Annotated in this window: 18 protein-coding genes; 8 read left to right on the top strand and 10 right to left on the bottom strand. The window is 58.0% G+C overall.

Features of this window, described 5'->3' with window-relative positions; genetic code table 11:
* Positions 1-113: 113 nt before the first annotated feature.
* Positions 114-1,061, top strand: coding sequence for a LysR family transcriptional regulator (locus ACSQ8V_RS32270; protein ID WP_436208515.1), 948 nt, complete (start codon positions 114-116; stop codon positions 1,059-1,061).
* Between the two features lie 189 nt (positions 1,062-1,250).
* Here the strand turns inward: ACSQ8V_RS32270 and ACSQ8V_RS32265 are convergent, their stop codons facing one another.
* Positions 1,251-2,405, bottom strand: coding sequence for an epoxide hydrolase family protein (locus ACSQ8V_RS32265; protein WP_436208514.1), 1,155 nt, complete (start codon positions 2,403-2,405; stop codon positions 1,251-1,253).
* Between the two features lie 125 nt (positions 2,406-2,530).
* Here ACSQ8V_RS32265 and ACSQ8V_RS32260 point away from each other — a divergent pair, with 125 nt between their 5' ends.
* From ACSQ8V_RS32260 to ACSQ8V_RS32250, 3 genes are all read left to right on the top strand, one after another.
* Complete coding sequence (locus tag ACSQ8V_RS32260; RefSeq protein WP_436208513.1) at positions 2,531-2,866, top strand: ArsR/SmtB family transcription factor; 336 nt, start codon at positions 2,531-2,533, stop codon at positions 2,864-2,866.
* Positions 2,863-3,390 (top strand): SRPBCC family protein, encoded by a 528-nt coding sequence (locus ACSQ8V_RS32255; protein ID WP_436208512.1) that lies wholly within the window; start codon positions 2,863-2,865, stop codon positions 3,388-3,390. The genes ACSQ8V_RS32260 and ACSQ8V_RS32255 overlap by 4 nt, the downstream gene beginning before the upstream one ends.
* A 96-nt stretch (positions 3,391-3,486) precedes the next feature.
* Positions 3,487-3,903: a DUF1801 domain-containing protein gene (locus ACSQ8V_RS32250; RefSeq protein ID WP_436208511.1), complete on the top strand. Its 417-nt coding sequence runs from the start codon at positions 3,487-3,489 to the stop codon at positions 3,901-3,903.
* Between the two features lie 191 nt (positions 3,904-4,094).
* Here ACSQ8V_RS32250 and ACSQ8V_RS32245 read toward each other — a convergent pair whose 3' ends face one another.
* The 4 genes from ACSQ8V_RS32245 to ACSQ8V_RS32230 form a co-directional block, all read right to left on the bottom strand.
* Positions 4,095-4,439: a hypothetical protein gene (locus tag ACSQ8V_RS32245; RefSeq protein WP_436208510.1), complete on the bottom strand. Its 345-nt coding sequence runs from the start codon at positions 4,437-4,439 to the stop codon at positions 4,095-4,097.
* 560 nt (positions 4,440-4,999) lie between these two features.
* Entirely contained in the window at positions 5,000-5,938 is a 939-nt protein-coding gene (locus tag ACSQ8V_RS32240; RefSeq protein WP_436208509.1) for a PD-(D/E)XK nuclease family protein, read from the bottom strand.
* 191 nt (positions 5,939-6,129) lie between these two features.
* Entirely contained in the window at positions 6,130-6,621 is a 492-nt protein-coding gene (locus tag ACSQ8V_RS32235; protein ID WP_436208508.1) for an NUDIX domain-containing protein, read from the bottom strand.
* A 203-nt stretch (positions 6,622-6,824) separates the two neighbouring features.
* Positions 6,825-7,331 carry a GNAT family N-acetyltransferase gene (locus tag ACSQ8V_RS32230; protein WP_436209226.1) on the bottom strand — a complete coding sequence of 169 codons (507 nt, stop codon included), beginning with the start codon at positions 7,329-7,331 and terminating at the stop codon, positions 6,825-6,827.
* A 654-nt stretch (positions 7,332-7,985) separates the two neighbouring features.
* Between ACSQ8V_RS32230 and ACSQ8V_RS32225 the strand changes: the two genes are divergently transcribed.
* Positions 7,986-9,110: an ISAs1 family transposase gene (locus ACSQ8V_RS32225; RefSeq protein WP_436208507.1), complete on the top strand. Its 1,125-nt coding sequence runs from the start codon at positions 7,986-7,988 to the stop codon at positions 9,108-9,110.
* A gap of 293 nt (positions 9,111-9,403) precedes the next feature.
* Positions 9,404-10,198, top strand: coding sequence for an ABC transporter substrate-binding protein (locus ACSQ8V_RS32220; RefSeq protein WP_436185759.1), 795 nt, complete (start codon positions 9,404-9,406; stop codon positions 10,196-10,198).
* A gap of 478 nt (positions 10,199-10,676) precedes the next feature.
* Here the strand turns inward: ACSQ8V_RS32220 and ACSQ8V_RS32215 are convergent, their stop codons facing one another.
* The 3 genes from ACSQ8V_RS32215 to ACSQ8V_RS32205 all read right to left on the bottom strand — a co-directional run bounded on the left by ACSQ8V_RS32215 (position 10,677) and on the right by ACSQ8V_RS32205 (position 12,422).
* Positions 10,677-10,976 carry a hypothetical protein gene (locus ACSQ8V_RS32215; RefSeq protein ID WP_436185758.1) on the bottom strand — a complete coding sequence of 100 codons (300 nt, stop codon included), beginning with the start codon at positions 10,974-10,976 and terminating at the stop codon, positions 10,677-10,679.
* Between the two features lie 604 nt (positions 10,977-11,580).
* Positions 11,581-11,976, bottom strand: a complete 396-nt coding sequence (locus tag ACSQ8V_RS32210; protein ID WP_436208506.1) for a hypothetical protein — start codon at positions 11,974-11,976, stop codon at positions 11,581-11,583.
* 119 nt (positions 11,977-12,095) lie between these two features.
* The gene (locus ACSQ8V_RS32205) at positions 12,096-12,422 is read right to left on the bottom strand and encodes a LysR substrate-binding domain-containing protein (protein ID WP_436208505.1); all 327 of its coding nucleotides are present in this window, start codon (positions 12,420-12,422) and stop codon (positions 12,096-12,098) included.
* A gap of 294 nt (positions 12,423-12,716) precedes the next feature.
* Between ACSQ8V_RS32205 and ACSQ8V_RS32200 the strand changes: the two genes are divergently transcribed.
* A complete protein-coding gene (locus ACSQ8V_RS32200) occupies positions 12,717-13,547 on the top strand; it encodes a DUF72 domain-containing protein (protein WP_436208504.1) in 831 nt (276 codons plus the stop codon).
* A 1,247-nt stretch (positions 13,548-14,794) separates the two neighbouring features.
* The gene (locus ACSQ8V_RS32195) at positions 14,795-15,850 is read left to right on the top strand and encodes a porin (RefSeq protein ID WP_436208503.1); all 1,056 of its coding nucleotides are present in this window, start codon (positions 14,795-14,797) and stop codon (positions 15,848-15,850) included.
* Positions 15,851-16,016: 166 nt separating this feature from the next.
* Here ACSQ8V_RS32195 and ACSQ8V_RS32190 read toward each other — a convergent pair whose 3' ends face one another.
* On the bottom strand, positions 16,017-16,727 hold the full coding sequence (locus ACSQ8V_RS32190; RefSeq protein ID WP_436208502.1) for a YceH family protein: 711 nt from the start codon (positions 16,725-16,727) through the stop codon (positions 16,017-16,019).
* A 145-nt stretch (positions 16,728-16,872) separates the two neighbouring features.
* On the bottom strand, positions 16,873-17,286 hold the full coding sequence (locus ACSQ8V_RS32185; RefSeq protein WP_213768063.1) for a DoxX family protein: 414 nt from the start codon (positions 17,284-17,286) through the stop codon (positions 16,873-16,875).
* Between the last annotated feature and the right edge of the window lie 97 nt (positions 17,287-17,383).

Raw genomic sequence — 17,383 nt, 5'->3', positions numbered from 1 at the left:
ATCTGAGAAAGCATCCTAGCGAACCCCCTACTATGCGACAATTGAAATATGTTGATAATGATTATGCGCGTTAATATGGAAACTCCCGTTGAAACACCCGTCGGAGCCGCCGTTTGAACACCCGTGATCTACAAGCGTTCGTTGCCGTTGTCGACAGCGGTTCGATGGTGCGCGCTGCAGAAAAACTCCATCTCACGCAACCTGGGTTGACACGGCGCGTGCAAAACCTTGAAAGCATGCTGGGTGTGGAATTGCTCGATCGCCAAAGCAAGCCGCTCAAGCCGACCGCTGCAGGCAACGAGGTCGTTGCCTTGGCGCGCACCGTGTTGCGCGCTGTGGACGATCTATTGTTGGTGGTCTCTCCCGAAAGCGAGCCGTCCGGCGAGTTGAGAATTGGAATGCCGCCATTTCTGGCCGAAGCAGCACTCGAAAAGCCGGTCGACCTCCTGCGCGGTGCCTTTCCGCGACTTACGCTGCGCGTAACAGCGGGTTGGTCGCCAGCTCTGTTGCAGAGTGTCGAACGGGGCTCGCTCGATGCATCGATCGTGATGATGCCGTCGGGCTTCGCACCACCCGAGACGTTGCGTGCTGCGCGCCTCGCGTTCCTTCCGACCGTGATCGTCGCGGCGCGCGCCCTCGGTCTGCCCGATACACCGGTGACACTGGCGGATCTGGCGCGTTACGAATGGGTACTCAATCAGGATGGCTGCGGGATGCGCTCGGTGCTAAGACGTGCGATGGAGGCGGCGGGAGTGCCATTCAATGTCGCCGTCGAAGCGTTTGGCTCCGAGCTGCAATTGTCCCTGGTAGCGCGTGGACTCGGTATCGGGCTCGTCACGCCGGACTTGCTGGAACGCACGGTGCATCGTCCGGCGCTTCAGGTTATCGACGCCACTGACTTTCGCACGGGAGTCGATGTGTGGTTCATTCACGGTTCCGTCCCCGGCCGGCTCATGCGGGCCATTGATCTGTTGCGCTGTTCGCTCACCGAGGCGCTCACCAAAGGAACAACGGCGATGCAAGGGGAAAATACAGATTCCTCAAACAGTTTGGTATCCTGAGTAAAATGGGTTGGCGTTATTGCGCGGATGCCGGACCGGCATGCGTGACGCCACCCTTCCAACGGCCGACTACATACACGCCCCTCGGCGATAAGATCGGCAGCGCCCCAGAATTTCAGGTCCGGGAGCGCTTCGGGGAAGCTCGTGCAGCGAGTTCTGACCAACGTCCATGTGCCATCTTCAACGAACTCACTGCCGGAAGTGCCTGAAAAAGCTACGAATATCGGCCGCAAGGAGTTCAGGTTCTTCCATTGCCGCGAAATGACCACCGCGCGGCATGTCGGTCCACTGCGCGACAGTGAACGTTCGTTCCAGCCATGCGCGCGGCGGGTGATTAATCTCTTTCGGAAAGTGCGCAAAGCCCACCGGCGGTAATACCCGTTGTCCGGCGGAGAAACGCATGGGCTGCAACCGGTTTTCCCAGTACATTTGGATTGCTGTACCAATGCTCTGGGTGTACCAGTAGAGCGATAAGTTGGTGAGCAACTCATCTTTCGAAAATCTACGCTCGATCACCCCGTCGCAGTCGCTCCATGCGCGAAACTTCTCCCCGATCCACGCAGCAAGCCCGGCCGGCGAGTCGTTAAGCGACGCCGCTAACGTCCGCGGCCTCGTGCCGTGCATATGCGCATAACCGCCCTCGAGCGCAGCCCACTCACCCTTCTCTCGAAGGAAGTTTTGTTCTGCGACGGTCAGCGGCGAATTAGCGGCGTCGATTGCAGGTTCATACGAGCCCGGCAGAAAGTTGAGATGAATTCCATCGATTACCTGGGAGTGCCGCAAGGCGAGCGCGACCGACACGCCTGCTCCCAAGTCGCCACCTTGAGCACCAAATCGCTCGTACCCAAGACCTTGCATCAGCGATGCCCATAGATCAGCCACCTGAAACGAGGAAGTGCCGGAGGTGGCGGGCGCCGGCGAAAATGTAAATCCCGGCAGTGAAGGAATAACGACGTCGAAGGCATCGTTCGGGTCCGCGCCGAATGCAGCCGGGTCGCATAACAGATCGGCCAACGCGTGAAATTCGAAGAACGATCCCGGCCAGCCATGCGTAACGACCAGCGGATAGGGCCGAGGTCCAACACCACGCCGATGAACGAAGTGCACGCGCTGACCATTCACGTCGGCCATGAATTGGGGTTGCTGATTCAGACTGCGTTCAGCCGCCCGCCAATCAAAACTGTCGGCCCAGTACTTCACCAATTCGCGCAACCATGTGGTGTCTGTGCCTTGTTGCCACGACTCGGATGGAGTCATGGATGCCCACCGGCTGTCGCGCAAACGCCGGCGCAAGTCGTCGATCTCAACATCGGACACGGAAATCTGAAATGGCTCGATATGCATGACACCTCCGCTAGAACAGTGCAGTCGATTCTCCACGATCTGACTGTGAGGGACAACACGCCTAATATCGCCACACGCATTCGCACGGCTTGACACTTATATACTCCGTGGCGTATATATAAAAAATGGAATCAACATTTGCCGTCATCGCCGAGCCGAGCCGCCGCGCCATCCTGAGTCTGCTCGCAACTTCAGAGCGGTCCGTGGGTGATATCGAGGAGAAGTTAAACCTCTCGCAGCCCTCGGTTTCAAAGCATCTGCGGGTGCTTCGAGAGGCCGGATTCGTGGAGTCGCGCGTTGACGCGCAGCGGCGTCTATACCGGATAAAACCGGAACCACTGATGGAGATAGACGCCTGGCTCGCGCCGTTCCGTCAATTCTGGTCGGTCCACGTCGACGCACTCGAACGCCACCTTGATCGGATGGATCCTGTACCGCGCAAAAAGGGTAAGAAACGATGAGCAACCGCGACGAATACATGCCAGGACCGGCCGCCGGCGCCGAAGTCCAAAAGGATGGAGAAAAGTGGACACTGATTCTCGTACGCGAGTTGCGCCATCCGCCGGAGAAAGTGTGGAAAGCGTTGACCGACCCGGCCAGTCTGCGTGAATGGGCACCGTTCGATGCCGACCGGAGCCTCGCGTCTGTCGGCCCCGTCAAGCTCTCGACAGTCGGAACGCCGACGCCGCACATCTCGGACACGCAGGTGACGCGCGCCGAGGCGCCAAACCTGCTCGAGTACCGCTGGGGCGAAAATGACATGCGATGGCAACTTGAGCCGTTTGGCGACGGCACGCGTCTCACGCTCTGGCACAACATCGATCGTGGCTTCATATCGATGGGTGCAGCCGGCTGGCATATCTGCCTCGATGTACTCGATCGGCTCGTGGCCGACGATCCTATCGGGCGTATTGTCGGTGGCGAGGCAATGAAATTCGGCTGGCCACGCTTGAACACCGAGTATGCGAAGCAATTTGGTATCTGAACCCCAGAGCGCGGAAGGCGACGACGTTCAAATCCCCGAGCGCAGGAAAGGGCTTTCCCCGAAATATGGAAGAGTCTGGAAATTTAGGATGACATAATGAAAAAATCGGATTCAACCGAGGGTCAACCGGCATCTGAGCTGATTGACAAAAGAATCACCGAGCTTGCCGATTGGCGTGGAGAGACCTTGAGCAGAATGCGCAAGCTCATCAAAGACGCAGACCCGGACATCGTGGAGGAGTGGAAGTGGATGGGCACTCCCGTGTGGTCACACGACGGGATCATCTGCACGGGGGAGTCTTATAAATCTGTAGTGAAATTGACCTTCGCCAAAGGGGCTTCGTTGAAGGACCCGGCCAAGCTCTTCAACTCAAGCCTCGACGGGAACACAAGGCGCGCGATTGACATCCATGAGGGCGAGGAGGTCGACTCGGATGCATTCAAGGCGCTCATCAATGCTGCTATCGCCCTGAATACATCCGGCGCAAAAGCAAGGCCAAAGCGAGCGAAATGAACTACGGGATTCGTTGCCTCCGTGGGCCGGGCAAATGCTCCGCCGGAGCCTCGCCCTGCTGCCCGAATTTGCCATAACGCGCGTTACAGGTGGGGCGCGGTCGCTATTACTCTTGCGCCCCATGCGATTAAAGCGCTTGTTCGCTTTGCGCTTGCGCATTTTTTCGCGGCCGGTTGTCATCTTTACAGCTGTTATTGGCCGGCGGCCGGTGACTTTACGCTCGGCGTCGCCAGCGTGTTGTTGCTGGTGGGAGCGCTGGTACCAGTCGTCAAGCTGTTGTTCGTGCCACTCGGCAGGCCCGAGTTCGGCGCCTTGGCACCCATGCCGCTGTCCGAGTTGGTGGTGCCTGGCGTGCCGTAGCCGCCCGTTGTACCGTTCACCTGGTTCACCTCGTTCGCCGGGCTAGCCGTGCTGCCCGACGAACCGCCGCCGCTTGAACCTCCACCGCTTGAGCCTCCACCCGCCTGTGCATAAGCGCCGCCCGACAACGTGAGTGCGGCAACTGCCGCGATTAATATGCTGGTTGCCTTATTCATGATCCGTCCCTCCTTGATTTGACTGGAATATAGACACAGACGGTCGCCGCCTGCTTGACTATGAACGAGCAGTTACCGTGCCGCGTGCTCCTTGTCCGCACCAAAATGGCGTGCGTCGCAGCCAGCGGCTTTCGTCTGCGCTTAGCAGATCGACCACGCCGTTCAGCCGCGCCGCCACGTGCGATTTCGAGGCCGGCCAGATGCGGCAGACGCCGCGTGACCGGAATTCACGCGAACGAGCTCATGCAGCCAGCATGCACGTTTGAATTTCACGAAATCGCAATAACTGGCGGCTACGGCGGCATGACTGCCCGACACCAAGGACAATGGAAGACTTCTAATGGACCGATTTCCTGAAGCGCTTCCCTTAGTAGTTGAAGCGGAGAGTGCGCGGTGTCGGTGCCGATGGTGTCGACGTCTGCACACTCTGCTCACCGACCGATACTGGCCGCACCCAGGCCGCCGTTGATCGGCCCGCGTCGGGCAGATGTCGACCCGAAGGGACATTCAGTCTTCTTGAAAGCGGCCCTTCAAGACTGAAATTCAGCGCGAACTACCTTCTACGTGAAGATGGTGCCGAAGGGTACAAGCCGCTGAGCAGCTTGCAATGCCTGATCGACTGCCGCACGTTGCATTTCCAGCGGCTGTTCGAGGTCTATACGCGCGACCAGAATGTCCGCGGTGACGGACTTTGGGAGTCCGGTAAGTCGAACGCCGTCGGGCCAATCTATACGCAGTTCGAGCAATTCGGCAAGGTTGTGCTTGAAAAAGCTGAGCCGGACTATGCCGTCTGTCAGCTTGTGGTCGATCTGAACGTCGTGCTTTGGAAAGTTGCGACCTTTCAGTACGACCCATGTGGAACCGGCACCCCGCCCTTTCACGGGTCTCATGACAAGATCAGGATAGTTCGAACGCACGATTTCCCAATAGGCGTGATGAAACGCGGTATGGGCCGTATGCAGGACGAGTTGATAGCCGCGGCGTGCCTGCTCGATCGCGTGTTCGATTACTTGACGTCGCCATGAAGAACGTCGGTCCGGTTGTTCACTAAACCATGTGGCGATCTCTTCGTACGACACCTTGTACTGGTAGTTACTTTGCGCATTGAGACCTGAGAGATAGCGTTCTGGTGCGCAGATCACAGTCACGTATGCATCGCATTTGCCCTGCTGCTGTTCACGCGCAGCGCGAATGTGGTATCGCTGCGCCTGCTCATGCTGTTCGAGAGCAGCCACCTTGTTTTCGATGAATACTGCGACGCGCTGACCGTCGGCGTTGACGCGCAACAGGAGGTCGGTTTCGCCATCCGAATCTGAAACGCTATGCCATGCTCCATCGCCGCGCACTTCCGGCAAGCCCAGTTTTGCGCAGAACCACGAGACAAACGCGTCACTCGCGTGAAATTCTTCCATCAGCAGCAGATCGACATCGCGCTCGGCGACACTCACCAGATAGTGGCCGAAGCCTGACGACGGTTTGTCCTGCAGTTGATCGCTCATGGATCGTTCTCTCGATGACTTCCGGCTTGCGTGCCGGCATCGGTGAACAACCCGCCTATGCGGGCATTCATCTCATCAAGGATAACCCGCTGTACGGGGCCGTTCCGTTGCCCAACGGACAGAATCTCCGTTTCGGCTTAAGCGTCAAGACTGTTGCCCGATCGAGCCATAAAACAGACGTCGCCAGCTTGTCAACTGACAGCAGCGTCTCTGGCGAGATACGCAGAGACCGCCGCTGTCAGCGCGATGCCCTGCAATTCCTCCGGCGATGCCAGATGCGCGGCGATAATCTCGCGATTATCAAGCCGCAATTCGGGCACACGATCGAGGTGCAGCTCAAAGAAATGGACCCGGTCTCGTCGCCCGTCCCAAATGCCGCAGGCGCTGCCCGCTGGGAGTAATGCGTACGACAAGAGACCAATTTCCTCCTCCATTTCGCGCTGCGCCGCTGCATCAGGCGTCTCACCGGGATGGACACTACCGCCAGGAAAATTCCACTCGGCCCGGTACGATGACTTCAGCAGTAACAGCGCAGGCCCGACGTAGATGGCTACTAGCGCGCCCTCGTGGCGAGGCCGTCGAAGGTGCCACCAGACGCGAGCAAGCTGAAATCCGACGCGAAGCGCCATGCGCCAGACAGCGTCGATGAGCATAGCAGATCGACCTCGCTCAAGCCTCGGCATGAGGTCTTTCCTTTTCGTTCATGTCAGTGGATTCCGGTTCGCCGCGTTCGTGCGGCTTGGGTCACTCAGCGTCTGTCGCAGCACTGCCTGAACCGTAGTTTAGCCAGCCGTTGCGCCCGCGCGGGATAGCGATTGTCAAAAATTCAGGGGCGTGTGTCGATCGGCCGTTCGTGGCCGGACCCGGTCTAGTGCGATGCGGCGCGCTAGGCCAGTTGTTTGCACATATGCTCCTCGTCATAAAAACGATCTCCAACCTTCATCGCGCGTGGCTCCAAGCCGAATGTCTGAAAGCCGTGCGACGCGTAAAGCCTCTTTGCTGGCAGGTTTTCCGCATTAACGCAAAGCATCAACTGAATGGTGTCCCACTCCTTGGACGCATGGACCGTCGCTGCCGACAAAAGCGTTTGCGCGATTCCTCGTCCACGGTATGAAGGGTTGACAAACACGCCCCACATCGTGGCCTTGTGATTCACCTGACACAGCGGTTCGCGACGGTCACCCGTGATGCCGACCAGTACCTCTCCCTCGAACGCACCGAAGACGGCCTGTGTTGGCGTTGAATGAATGCGGGCGGCGATCTCCTCAATCGAGCGTGCCATTTCCTCCTGACGAGTAGGCCATATGGCGGTGGGGGAGTTGTCGACGGCGAGAAGACGTAATGCTTTGAATTGTCCTGCGTCATGTGGATCTAGTAGGCGGGCAGTGACCATGCGATATAAGCGGATAACCAAAGAACGCTTACCGTACTCGATATCAACAACGCCGCGCAAGTTTTGACGGTCAGGTGTTTGGCCCATCCGCATAAGTCAAGTTGTCGACGATCTAGGCGAGGACGACGAAGGGCTGCTTTTGGCCGAATGCGGCTCTGCACGGTTGGTAAAAGACGTTCGAACCTTTGAAACGTGCTAGCGATCGATCAAGCCAACGGTCCCCGGCACTACAACGTCGCCCATCGGCGCCTATATAAAATTCCCTACGGACGGTGGCTGAACTGAGTGCGCATTGCCCCCCCCACTCGCATGACCGGTTCCATGCTGTTAGCGCATTTGCGAGTGGTCTCGGGACCAAGGACGCACACGTTGGCCGGTTGCGAACTCCCACGATTCAACGCCTCAGTCATGCACTTCGTACGGTCGGCTAAGATAAATGCGTCCGCATGGGATCCTGCTATGCACGGAACCGCAAATGCGCTTGCGATCAGCGTTTTGCGGCTGGAGCTATAGGAGAAAGATGAAAAGGAGTCGGTCAAGCACAATTTTGCAGGGCAATTGCATGAAGCCTCGTTAACAATCAACGTGTTAGAAAAAGACGGTTGTTAACTCGACGGGAAAGGCGTTTACTTTCGTCTTTTTCAGGTCGAAACGATGCACGATGAAGCACTGAGTATTGAAGATGCGTTTGGTGATTTGAAAGACCCGCGCAGGCGCACGCCGGCTCACGATCTGAGCGGGATGCTCTTGGTTGCTGTGTGTGCGATCTTGAGCGGGGCAGACAGTTGGGTCGCGATCCAGACTTGGGGCACAGAAAAACTGGACTGGCTGCGCCGCTATGTGCCGCTGGAGCACGGCATTGCCTCTCACGACACCTTCGGGCGGGTGTTTGCGTCGCTTAATTCCAAGCAGTTCGAAGCATGTTTTATCCGCTGGATGAGCCACCTGTGTCCGGCGCTTGTCGATCAGGTCGTGGCGATTGATGGCAAGACCGTGCGTGGCTCGCATCGGGCAGGTGAGCGTGCGATTCACCTGGTCTCGGCATACGGTTGTGGACTAGGCGTGGTGCTCGGGCAGGTTCGTACGGCAGACAAAAGTAATGAAATCACGGCGATTCCGGAACTGCTCGATGCCCTGCTGTTTAAGGGTGCGATTGTCACCATCGATGCCATGGGGTGTCAGCAGCGTATTGCGCAGAAGATCGTGGGCGGCGAGGCTGACTACGTGCTGGCCGTCAAGGGAAACCAGGGCAAACTCAAGGACCGGGTCCATGAGGCCTTTGCAGCATTGGAGCGCTGGCCGGGTGCCTACGAGTGCGACGAACATGTGGAGATTGGCAAGGATCACGGGCGCATCGAAACACGCCGCTGCGTGGCGCTGTCGTACACGCCCTGCGCACTGGACGCCCTGTCTCGCTGGCCGAAGCTGCGTTCAGTGGCGATGGTCGAGGCCACGCGTGAGATCAACGGTGCCGTTTCAACCGAGCGCCGTTATTACATCAGCAGCCTCCCGCCTAACGCACTCACGATCGCTCAGGCCGTACGTTCCCACTGGCGCATAGAAAACTCGATGCATTGGGTATTGGACATGGCCTTTGGCGAAGATCAGTGCCGCATACGGGTGGACAACGCCGCGCAGAACTTCGCTGTCCTTCGGCGCATCGTGATGAACCTGCTCAAGCACGATACGACATCCAAGGTGGGGCTGAAGATTCGCCGTCTGAAAGCGTGTGCGAACGACCGCTATCTCGCTCAACTCCTCGGCTGGCATGGCGAATAGAAATTTAACTTTTAGTGCAATTGCCCTGCACAATTTTGGTGCGCACTGATGCACCAACGTCCGAGAGGAAACGGCCAGACGTAGTGAGCCATACAGTTAGCGAATGGACAATTAGCGGCTAACGGGCAAACCGGCTCCCGCCGCTATGCTCGAAACCGCACTCGGTTTAATAGTTTCCGATTTGTTTTCCTGCTTAAATTGAGTGCTTGCTGCGTCCGCGTTTCCTATGCGTAGCGGCGAAAAAAACTTACGAACCCGTCAGAACTCTTTAATCCGCCACACGAGATCAGCCAATGAAGAACGCAACGTCGATCACTCTTTTTAAAGCTGCTTTACTGCTGGTTGCGACGCTGGGCGCCAGCGCCGCATTCGCCGCTGGGACCCTCCACTACGGACTGGAAGCGCAATATCCGCCGTTTGAGTCCAAGTCCGCGTCGGGCGAGTTGCAGGGTCTCGACATCGATATCGGCAACGCCATCTGCTCAGAACTCAAGATGAAGTGCGAGTGGACGGAAAGCTCGTTCGACGGCATCATCCCCGCGCTGCAAGCCCGCAAGTTCGACGTAATCAATTCGGCCATGAACGTCACGGCGAAACGCCGCGAAGTAATCGACTTCACTAACATCATCTACAAGGTGCCTACTCAATTGGTCGCTAAGGCGGGCATTGGCCTGATGCCGACACCGGACTCGCTCAAAGGCAAAAACATTGGCGTATTGCAAGGCTCGACCCAGGAGACCTATGCGAAGGCCAAGTGGGCCAACAACGGCGTAACGGTGACCACCTATCAGGACCAGAACCAGATCTACACTGACCTGAAGTCCGGTCGTATCGACGGCACGCTGGTTCTCGCCGCCGCAGGCCAATCGGGCTTCTTGTCGAAACCGGACGGCGCGGGTTTCAGCTTCGCCGGCGGTCCAGTGAATGATGACGCAATCCTTGGAAGCGGCATTGCGTTCGGAATTCGCAAAGACGACGGCGCGCTAAAGGAGCGTCTGAACAAGGCGATCGCCAAGCTTCAGGCGAACGGCACGGTTAAATCGCTGGCGAAAAAGTATCTGGGCGACATCGACGTCTCGCCGAAGTAAGCATTCTCGCGAGGATCCGTCGACGCTAAACGCAATCAGGCTGCTTGACCCGTCTACGGGCGACGCCTTACGGTCAGAAGATCGCCAAGAATTTTTTTGGTCGATTGCAAGGCCGCGAGGCCGCGCTCAATATCTGAAACGTCTCCTCCATGTCTTCACCGATATGGATTACGCCCGCCTCGGTTCGCGGGCGTTTTTCGTTTTTGCGATCGTTGGCGATCGAGCGTTTCGGTCCCTCGATTTTCCGCGAAGCGCTCATTCAACGTTGGTCGAATTCAGCCATCTGACGCCTTACGGTAGGCTAGTCCGGTCGCTATCATTCAGTAGGTGTGCCGCAAGCCGCAGCCAGGAGGAGGTTGGTTAGGGAGAAACAAAAAGCCGTTGTCCGTGAGGGCAGCGGCTTTTCTTACGACGAGTGATGAATGAGGGGACGCTTGTTCGCTTTTTGCTTGCGCCTGTTTGTCGTCATTAATTGCCGTTATTGGGCAGCCGGCGACACGGTGCTCGGGGTCGCCAGCGTGTTGTGACTCCCGGGAGCGTTGATGAGGGACGTCGGGCTACTGGTCGTGCTATTCGGCAGGCCCGAGTTCGGCGACCCGGCGGCCTTGCCGCTTTCCGAGCCGGTGGCGCCAGGCGTGCCGTAGCCGCTCGTTGCGTGGGCGGCGGCCGGCGACACGGTGCTCGGGGTCGCCAGCGTGTTGTTGCTCTGTGCATAAGCGCCGCCCGACAGCGCGAGTGCGGCGACGGCCGCGATTAATGTGCTGATTGCCTTGTTCATGATCCGTATCTCCTTGATTAGACTGGAGTATCGACGCAGACAATCGCTCCCTGCCTGACCACGAATTGCGCAATCACCGGATTTCACGAGATCGTGGTAATTGGCAGCTACGCCAGCATGACCGCTCGATACCATGAACAGTGTAAAACATCTAACAAAACGATGTTCTGAAGCGGTCCATTAGTAGTCGAAGCAGCGAATACGCGGTCCCGATGCAGATCGACGATCTGGACGCCTGTCCTGACCGACCGGTATGGGCCGTATTTGGTCCGACGATAAAACACCGAAGTCACCCTCCCCAAACCGCCGATCAGTGACGGTTTCCCCGACCGACACATGCCTCGGTACAGCCGCCTGGCAGAGCGTCAAATCACCCATGTCGCATGGCGCGCAAACTATCTATGTTCTTCGTTCTCCGAACCAATCCGTTCCCGTTCCCTTTGAAGCGATGGAGAGCGTTCAGTTAGCCGGGCGACATCCTCGTCATCAGGAACGCCGGCCTCGGCAAACTCCCGGCGATACGCTGCCGGCGTCGTTTCCTTCGCCGTCTTGAACTGCCAGTTGAAGTTGGAAACATTCGCTGAGCGGGCTATGTCCGGGAACGTCAAACCAGTAGCGAAATGATTCCTCCAACGGTGAGTCCCGCAGCGATCCATCTCCCAGCCGTGTAGAACTCGTTGCGATTCTGTTGCGGCTGGTCGGGACGTTCGAGGCCAAGCGTCCCGTAAGCAAGCGACTTGACCGCCGATACGTTCGACGTTGACCCGTCGTCACTGCTTGCATCCTGACCCGCCATTGCAGCCCCTTCGGGCGAAATCGTGACGGCCGAATCCTGGGTCGTGGCATCTGCCGGGTTGGTCGCTTGCGTTGTTTGTGCTGTTTGCGTTGTTTGTGCCGGGTCGACGTTGTCATCCGATACAGACCATGGGTCAGTCGCGGGACTCGAAGTCGATATCGTTCGCTCCGAAGTGGGTGACGACGCAATATTGCTTAACTGCATGGCAACTTCCCTCATCCTCTTGGTCGGTCTCTCCAGCTTATCGACTCAAGCGCGCAGATCTTTAGTGTTGGTAAGGATAGGTAAGGTCGGGGCAATGCGTCGTAGAAATACAGGGTGGCTTAAGCCAATACCTGCAACAGCTTCTGTCGCACTACAGCCGTAATGTCAAGCTGGCGGTCATTTTCCAGTATGCCGATTACGCGCTTGAGCGGACCATATGGAAGTTGTAGAGCAATCAGCGAATGGTCGCGCGTCCATGCAACATGCTTAAACAAAGGCACGATGGAAATTCCCACGTTTTGCCTGACCAGATCGATGATGGCCACCACTGAATTGACCTTGAGAATCTCCTTGGGTTTTATCCGCATGCGCCGCAAGGTCTGCTCGACTTTTGCGCCCGTTGGCGAGATCCGGTCGAAGCGAATGAACGGATGACTCTTGAGCAAGGATGCGACGTCTGCGTGTGCCGTCGCAACCCGCCACTATGTTCCCGCTTTTTATGTCGTCTTTGCAGCGCTGGTTTCGCTCGCGCTCGTGGCGTTCACGCGTACCGGGCAAACGGCCTTGGCTGGCGACCGTGCTAACAGGAAGCCACTTAGGAAGACGCTTTCTGCGGTGCAGCAAGGACCCACAGTGGACCTTCAGTCTTCCGATAGCTGATCCTCAAGTCCCCCCATCGCACGCCCTGCGCCAATTCGCTACACTTGAGCGCATCGAGTGCACTGGGAGGGATCTCATTCATGGCGACCCGGAAGACGGCGGGCAAGGCTGGGCAGATCAGGATCGGCATCGGCGGCTGGACCTTCGAGCCGTGGCGCGGCAAGTTCTATCCGAAAGGACTCGTGCAAAAGCGCGAGCTCGAATACGCGAGCCGCCAGTTGACCACGATCGAGATCAACGGCACGTTCTACGGCTCGCAGAAGCCCACCACGTTCGCGAAGTGGCACGACGAAACCCCGGATGATTTTGTCTTCTCGCTAAAGGCACCGCGTTTCTCAACGAACAGGCGGGTGCTCGCGGAGGCCGGCGAATCTGTGGAGCGTTTCCTGGCGAGCGGTGTGCTCGAATTGAAGAACAAGCTCGGCCCGATCAATTGGCAATTCGCCCCGACCAAACAATTCGATGCGGACGACTTCGAAGCTTTCCTGAACCTGTTGCCCCATAAAGTTGATGGTCGTGAGATCCGGCATGCGCTCGAAGTGCGGCATGAGAGTTTTCGCGACGAGGCATTTGTTGCCCTCGCGCGAAAACATGGTGTTGCCATCGTCATGGCGGGGGATTCGAAATATCCGCAGATCGCGGATGTAACGGCGAAGTTCGTCTATGCCCGCATCATGGGGACGACCGAGGAGTTTGCGCGCGGCTATGACGACAAAACGCTGGATCTATGGACTGAGCGGGCTCGGGACTGGGCTTCCGGCGGCACGCCGACGGGACTTGAAACGGTCAGCAAACCAGCCGCGGTGACTACGCCGCGAGACGTCTATTTGTATGTGATCAGCGGGTTCAAGACGCACAACCCGGCGGCGGGCATTGCCATGATCGAGGGATTAAGCGGTAGTGGCGCTTAATGGGGGAATTGGGTTTCGTTCGCACTCGGGGTTGGAGGAGGTTTGCTGGGGCTTGAGGGTTAGGGGTAGTGGTCAATGCCGGGAGGTCGGTGTGTAGTGGTCGGGGTCAGTGCTGGGTTGGTGCTTTCGGCCGTGGTGGTCTGCAAGAGTTGGATTTTCTCTTTATCACTGTTAGCCACTGTGCGTGGCGGCACGTCATTTCTTTGTCCAAAGCGACAAAGAAACGAAGCAAAGAAAACGCTTTCAACCACGCTACCCTAAGTGTCCACAGCGTGCAGTTTTCATTCATGGGTGCCCCAAAAGCACGGTGCTCGCCAGAGCGGAGGATGTTTGAACCCCTCCTTCTCGCGAATCCTGACACGAACACGCTTCGCCCCGTACGCTCTCGGGCAAGCACCAGTTGCCAAGGAGCCAGTGCGGCCTCACGCGTACTCGTAGACTCGCGCTTGCCAATGAACACGCTTCGCCACCCGTGCTCTCGGGCAAGCACGAATTGACCACGAACCTGCACGGCCTAACGCGTATTTGCTTCTAAGGTTCTTCGCGGGTTAGCTGCTTGGTCAGCGCGCTTATTTTCGTGGCTTACGGCCCAGAACATCTTTGCTGCCTCGTTTTCAGCAGGGTTGGCGACGTGGTTCGAGGTGTGTACAAATTCGGTGGGTGGTTCACGCGGATAGCGCGGGGTGTCCCTTGGGCAGGTTCAATCACTGGTGGCGAAGCGTGTGGGTATCCGTGTTCGGAGAAGGAGGGGTTCACACATCAGTGGCTCTGGCGAGCACCGTGCTTTTGGGGCACCCATGAATAGAAACTGCACGCTGTGGACACTTAGGGTAGAGCGGTTAAAGCGCTTTCTTTGCTTCGTTTCTTTGTCGCTTTGGACAAAGAAATGACGTGCCGCCACGCACAGTGGCTAACAGTGATAAAGAGAAAATCCGACTCTTGCAGACCACTAAGGCCGAAAGCACCAACCCGGCATTGACCCCCGCCCACTAACCCCAGAACCAACAAACCCCCGGGCAATACCACGGCCCTTACCGCTGCAATTTCGATCATCGCCATGCTGTGGGGTTTCGCGTTTAATTCTTTCTTCGGTATCCTTATTTCCTATGCATCAAACAAGGTTCAGAAGCTAAGCCTTTGGTCGCCGAGCACCAGTCGCAATATGGCGTCGTTCGAATTTCGTTGCAACTGTGGTCCAACTTGCTACAGTCGCGGAGTTCAATTGCAAAGAACGTAATCCGACCGCGATGAATTCCCCTGCCCGGCACTATGCGGCGCTCCTCTGCCGCCGCACTTGCAAACACGCGCTGTTCTGCGCGCTGCCGCTCCTCGCTACCGCAGGCACGGCCCATGCGCAAGGCTCAGTCACGCTATACGGCACGCTCGACACCAGCATCGAAGTGACTAATCCCGGCAATGGCTGGACACCGCGAATGGATTCCGGCGCGTATCGCGGCTCGCGCATCGGCTTGCGCGGCAGCGAGCCCCTGGGCAATGGCACAAGCGTGATCTTCGACCTGGAGAACGGCTTTGGCTCTGCAAACGGCACCCTGGACACGGCCGGTACCCTGTTCAACCGGCAGGCATGGGTCGGCCTCGACGCACCATGGGGCGAAACCCGCTTCGGCCGGCAATATTCGCCGCTCTATATCCCGTTCAAGGGCGGACTCGATGCCTTTGGCGCAGGCACCATCGGATCGGGGCTGAACAACTTGTCGAAGATCACACCCTACACGGATAACGCACTGACCTGGATCTCTCCGTCGGTGGCGGGCTTCGACGTCACGGGCATGGCCGCGCTGCGCGACCCGGGCGACGGCAACGGGATCGGCGGGTATTACGTGACGGCCAATTACACGCTCAATGCCCTGCAGTTATCGTATGCACGGCAACAAACCCATGGCGACGCCGCATTGCGCGCGAATCTGGCGGGCGCGTCCTATCTTTTCGGTCCCGTGCGCACCTACGTCGCGCTGTTCAACGGCGACGGCGGCAGTCCACGCTATCACGACGACGGCATTTCGCTGTCAGCCTCCTGGGCCATCTCGCCGCTGGCGCGTGCGTCACTGGGCTACGCGCATGCGCGCGATCGCAGCGGCGAGGGCAACAACGCAGACCAGTTCAGCATCGCGTTCGAATACACACTGTCGCGTTCGCTCCTGCTGTATTTCACCGCAGCCGATCTGGAAAACCGTGGCAACGCTACGTTCACCCTGCGCGGCGTCAATGTAACGGGATTGCCGGTCGCCTACCCCGGTGCGCCGGTACGCGGTGTGCAATTCGGCATGATCGAACGATTTTGAAGCAGATGTTCAGACAAGCTCCGCGCGGCCAAGTATTAAATTCCACTAGTGGGAATCGCCTTGATAGCGCCGCCGTGCTTTTGCCTGACGCGTCGTTACGGCAGCGCTGTCCATGCACAATGCCGACAGAGGCGGCCTCCCATCGTGCACGGGTATCGCGTAATAATTACGACTGCTCGCCCGTTTTATCGAGGGTGATCCCCAGTTCGGCCGCCATCTGTTCAACCATCGTCCGCAGGCGGACCAACTCCTCACCAAGCCGCTTGTGGTCGGCTTTAAGAATCTCGAACTCGGTGTACGAAACGGAATCGTCAACAGCACCGCCGCTGGACGCTTCGCTCACACTCACGCTCACTTCGCCGCATAACAAATGCGCCCAGCGGCTTTCGCGCTCGCCCGGCGTGCGCGGCAACTTCACGACGCGCGGCGGCTCGTTCGCGGCGAGTTCATCGAGGAACGCCTCGACCGACGAGATATCGGCGAAACCATGCAAACGCGCGGCATTCAGGCGTAGCTCCGCTGCGGTCTGAGGTCCGCGCAGCATGAGCGTGGTGAGCAACGCGGCAGCCTGGCTGGGGATGCCCAGCACGCGGTTCATGTTGTGCTCGAAACGCGGCACGCGGCTGCTGCTGCCTTCAAAAACCAGGCTCAAGCGTTTCAGGTCATCGACAGTCGTGAGGACATCGGCGTCGGTGACGTTCATCACCGGGGAGCGGGCGGTCTTCTGGTTGCAACCGGATGTGAGTGCATTGACCGACAGCGGATAAGCATCGGGGACCGTGTGCTGCTTTTCGACAAGAACGGCCAACACGCGCGCCTCGAGCGGCGTCAGGGTGCGCATGGGCGGTCGTGAAGGTACATCGGGAGTGGAGTTCATGCTTGACGTCGCTGGATGCAGATACGGGTATTCGGACCGGGCGTTAAGCCGGGCGGAGGATGTCTATAGGCGCTTAACCAGCCTTGCGAAGAGCACTATGATATCCGCCCTGCCCTGTCCAGAGAATACGCGGCGATGGATACGCTTATCTTCGATCGATTGAATATTTTCCCGCACCGGTCACGCACAACAGCAGCAGGCCGCCCATGATGCTGATGTTCTTGTAGAAGTTGATCATGTTGGCCATATACGCGTCGCCGGTCATGGTCCAGAAGCGGTGTCCTATCAGGGCCGTGCCCAGCGTGTACAACGCAAAGAGGAGCGCGAGCGGCCGGGTGTAGAACCCGACCACAATCGCAATGCCGACAAAAAACTCCATGACAATCGCGATGATGGCAGAGAGCGTAGGGAACGGTGCGCCTTCCGTGGCCATGTAACCGACCGTGCCAGAGAACCCTGTCAACTTGCTCCAACCGAAGATCACGAACAGGATCATGAGCAATACGCGCGCGATCAGAATCAATTCGTCTTTACGTTGCTCGAACAAGGTGTATCGCATGATGGCTTTCCTTTGGAAGGGCACGACCGTACATGGGGTTGGAACGCCCGATGGGCACCAGTCGAACATTAGCATCGCTATGCGGCAGTAGGCAAAC

This window comes from Caballeronia sp. LjRoot31 (assembly GCF_964253885.1).
Classification (GTDB): domain Bacteria; phylum Pseudomonadota; class Gammaproteobacteria; order Burkholderiales; family Burkholderiaceae; genus Caballeronia.
The sequence above is the reverse complement of the archived record's forward strand: the minus strand, read 5'-3'. Positions and strand labels throughout refer to the sequence as shown.

Excerpts from the sequence above, each read along its gene's own strand:
- ACSQ8V_RS32265 (WP_436208514.1), bottom strand. The coding sequence starts at position 2,405 with ATGCATATCGAGCCATTTCAGATTTCCGTGTCCGATGTTGAGATCGAC.
- ACSQ8V_RS32260 (WP_436208513.1), top strand. The coding sequence starts at position 2,531 with ATGGAATCAACATTTGCCGTCATCGCCGAGCCGAGCCGCCGCGCCATC.
- ACSQ8V_RS32255 (WP_436208512.1), top strand. The coding sequence starts at position 2,863 with ATGAGCAACCGCGACGAATACATGCCAGGACCGGCCGCCGGCGCCGAA.
- ACSQ8V_RS32250 (WP_436208511.1), top strand. The coding sequence starts at position 3,487 with ATGAAAAAATCGGATTCAACCGAGGGTCAACCGGCATCTGAGCTGATT.
- ACSQ8V_RS32245 (WP_436208510.1), bottom strand. The coding sequence starts at position 4,439 with ATGAATAAGGCAACCAGCATATTAATCGCGGCAGTTGCCGCACTCACG.
- ACSQ8V_RS32240 (WP_436208509.1), bottom strand. The coding sequence starts at position 5,938 with ATGAGCGATCAACTGCAGGACAAACCGTCGTCAGGCTTCGGCCACTAT.
- ACSQ8V_RS32235 (WP_436208508.1), bottom strand. The coding sequence starts at position 6,621 with ATGCCGAGGCTTGAGCGAGGTCGATCTGCTATGCTCATCGACGCTGTC.
- ACSQ8V_RS32230 (WP_436209226.1), bottom strand. The coding sequence starts at position 7,331 with ATGGTCACTGCCCGCCTACTAGATCCACATGACGCAGGACAATTCAAA.
- ACSQ8V_RS32225 (WP_436208507.1), top strand. The coding sequence starts at position 7,986 with ATGCACGATGAAGCACTGAGTATTGAAGATGCGTTTGGTGATTTGAAA.
- ACSQ8V_RS32220 (WP_436185759.1), top strand. The coding sequence starts at position 9,404 with ATGAAGAACGCAACGTCGATCACTCTTTTTAAAGCTGCTTTACTGCTG.
- ACSQ8V_RS32215 (WP_436185758.1), bottom strand. The coding sequence starts at position 10,976 with ATGAACAAGGCAATCAGCACATTAATCGCGGCCGTCGCCGCACTCGCG.
- ACSQ8V_RS32210 (WP_436208506.1), bottom strand. The coding sequence starts at position 11,976 with ATGCAGTTAAGCAATATTGCGTCGTCACCCACTTCGGAGCGAACGATA.
- ACSQ8V_RS32200 (WP_436208504.1), top strand. The coding sequence starts at position 12,717 with ATGGCGACCCGGAAGACGGCGGGCAAGGCTGGGCAGATCAGGATCGGC.
- ACSQ8V_RS32195 (WP_436208503.1), top strand. The coding sequence starts at position 14,795 with ATGAATTCCCCTGCCCGGCACTATGCGGCGCTCCTCTGCCGCCGCACT.
- ACSQ8V_RS32190 (WP_436208502.1), bottom strand. The coding sequence starts at position 16,727 with ATGAACTCCACTCCCGATGTACCTTCACGACCGCCCATGCGCACCCTG.
- ACSQ8V_RS32185 (WP_213768063.1), bottom strand. The coding sequence starts at position 17,286 with ATGCGATACACCTTGTTCGAGCAACGTAAAGACGAATTGATTCTGATC.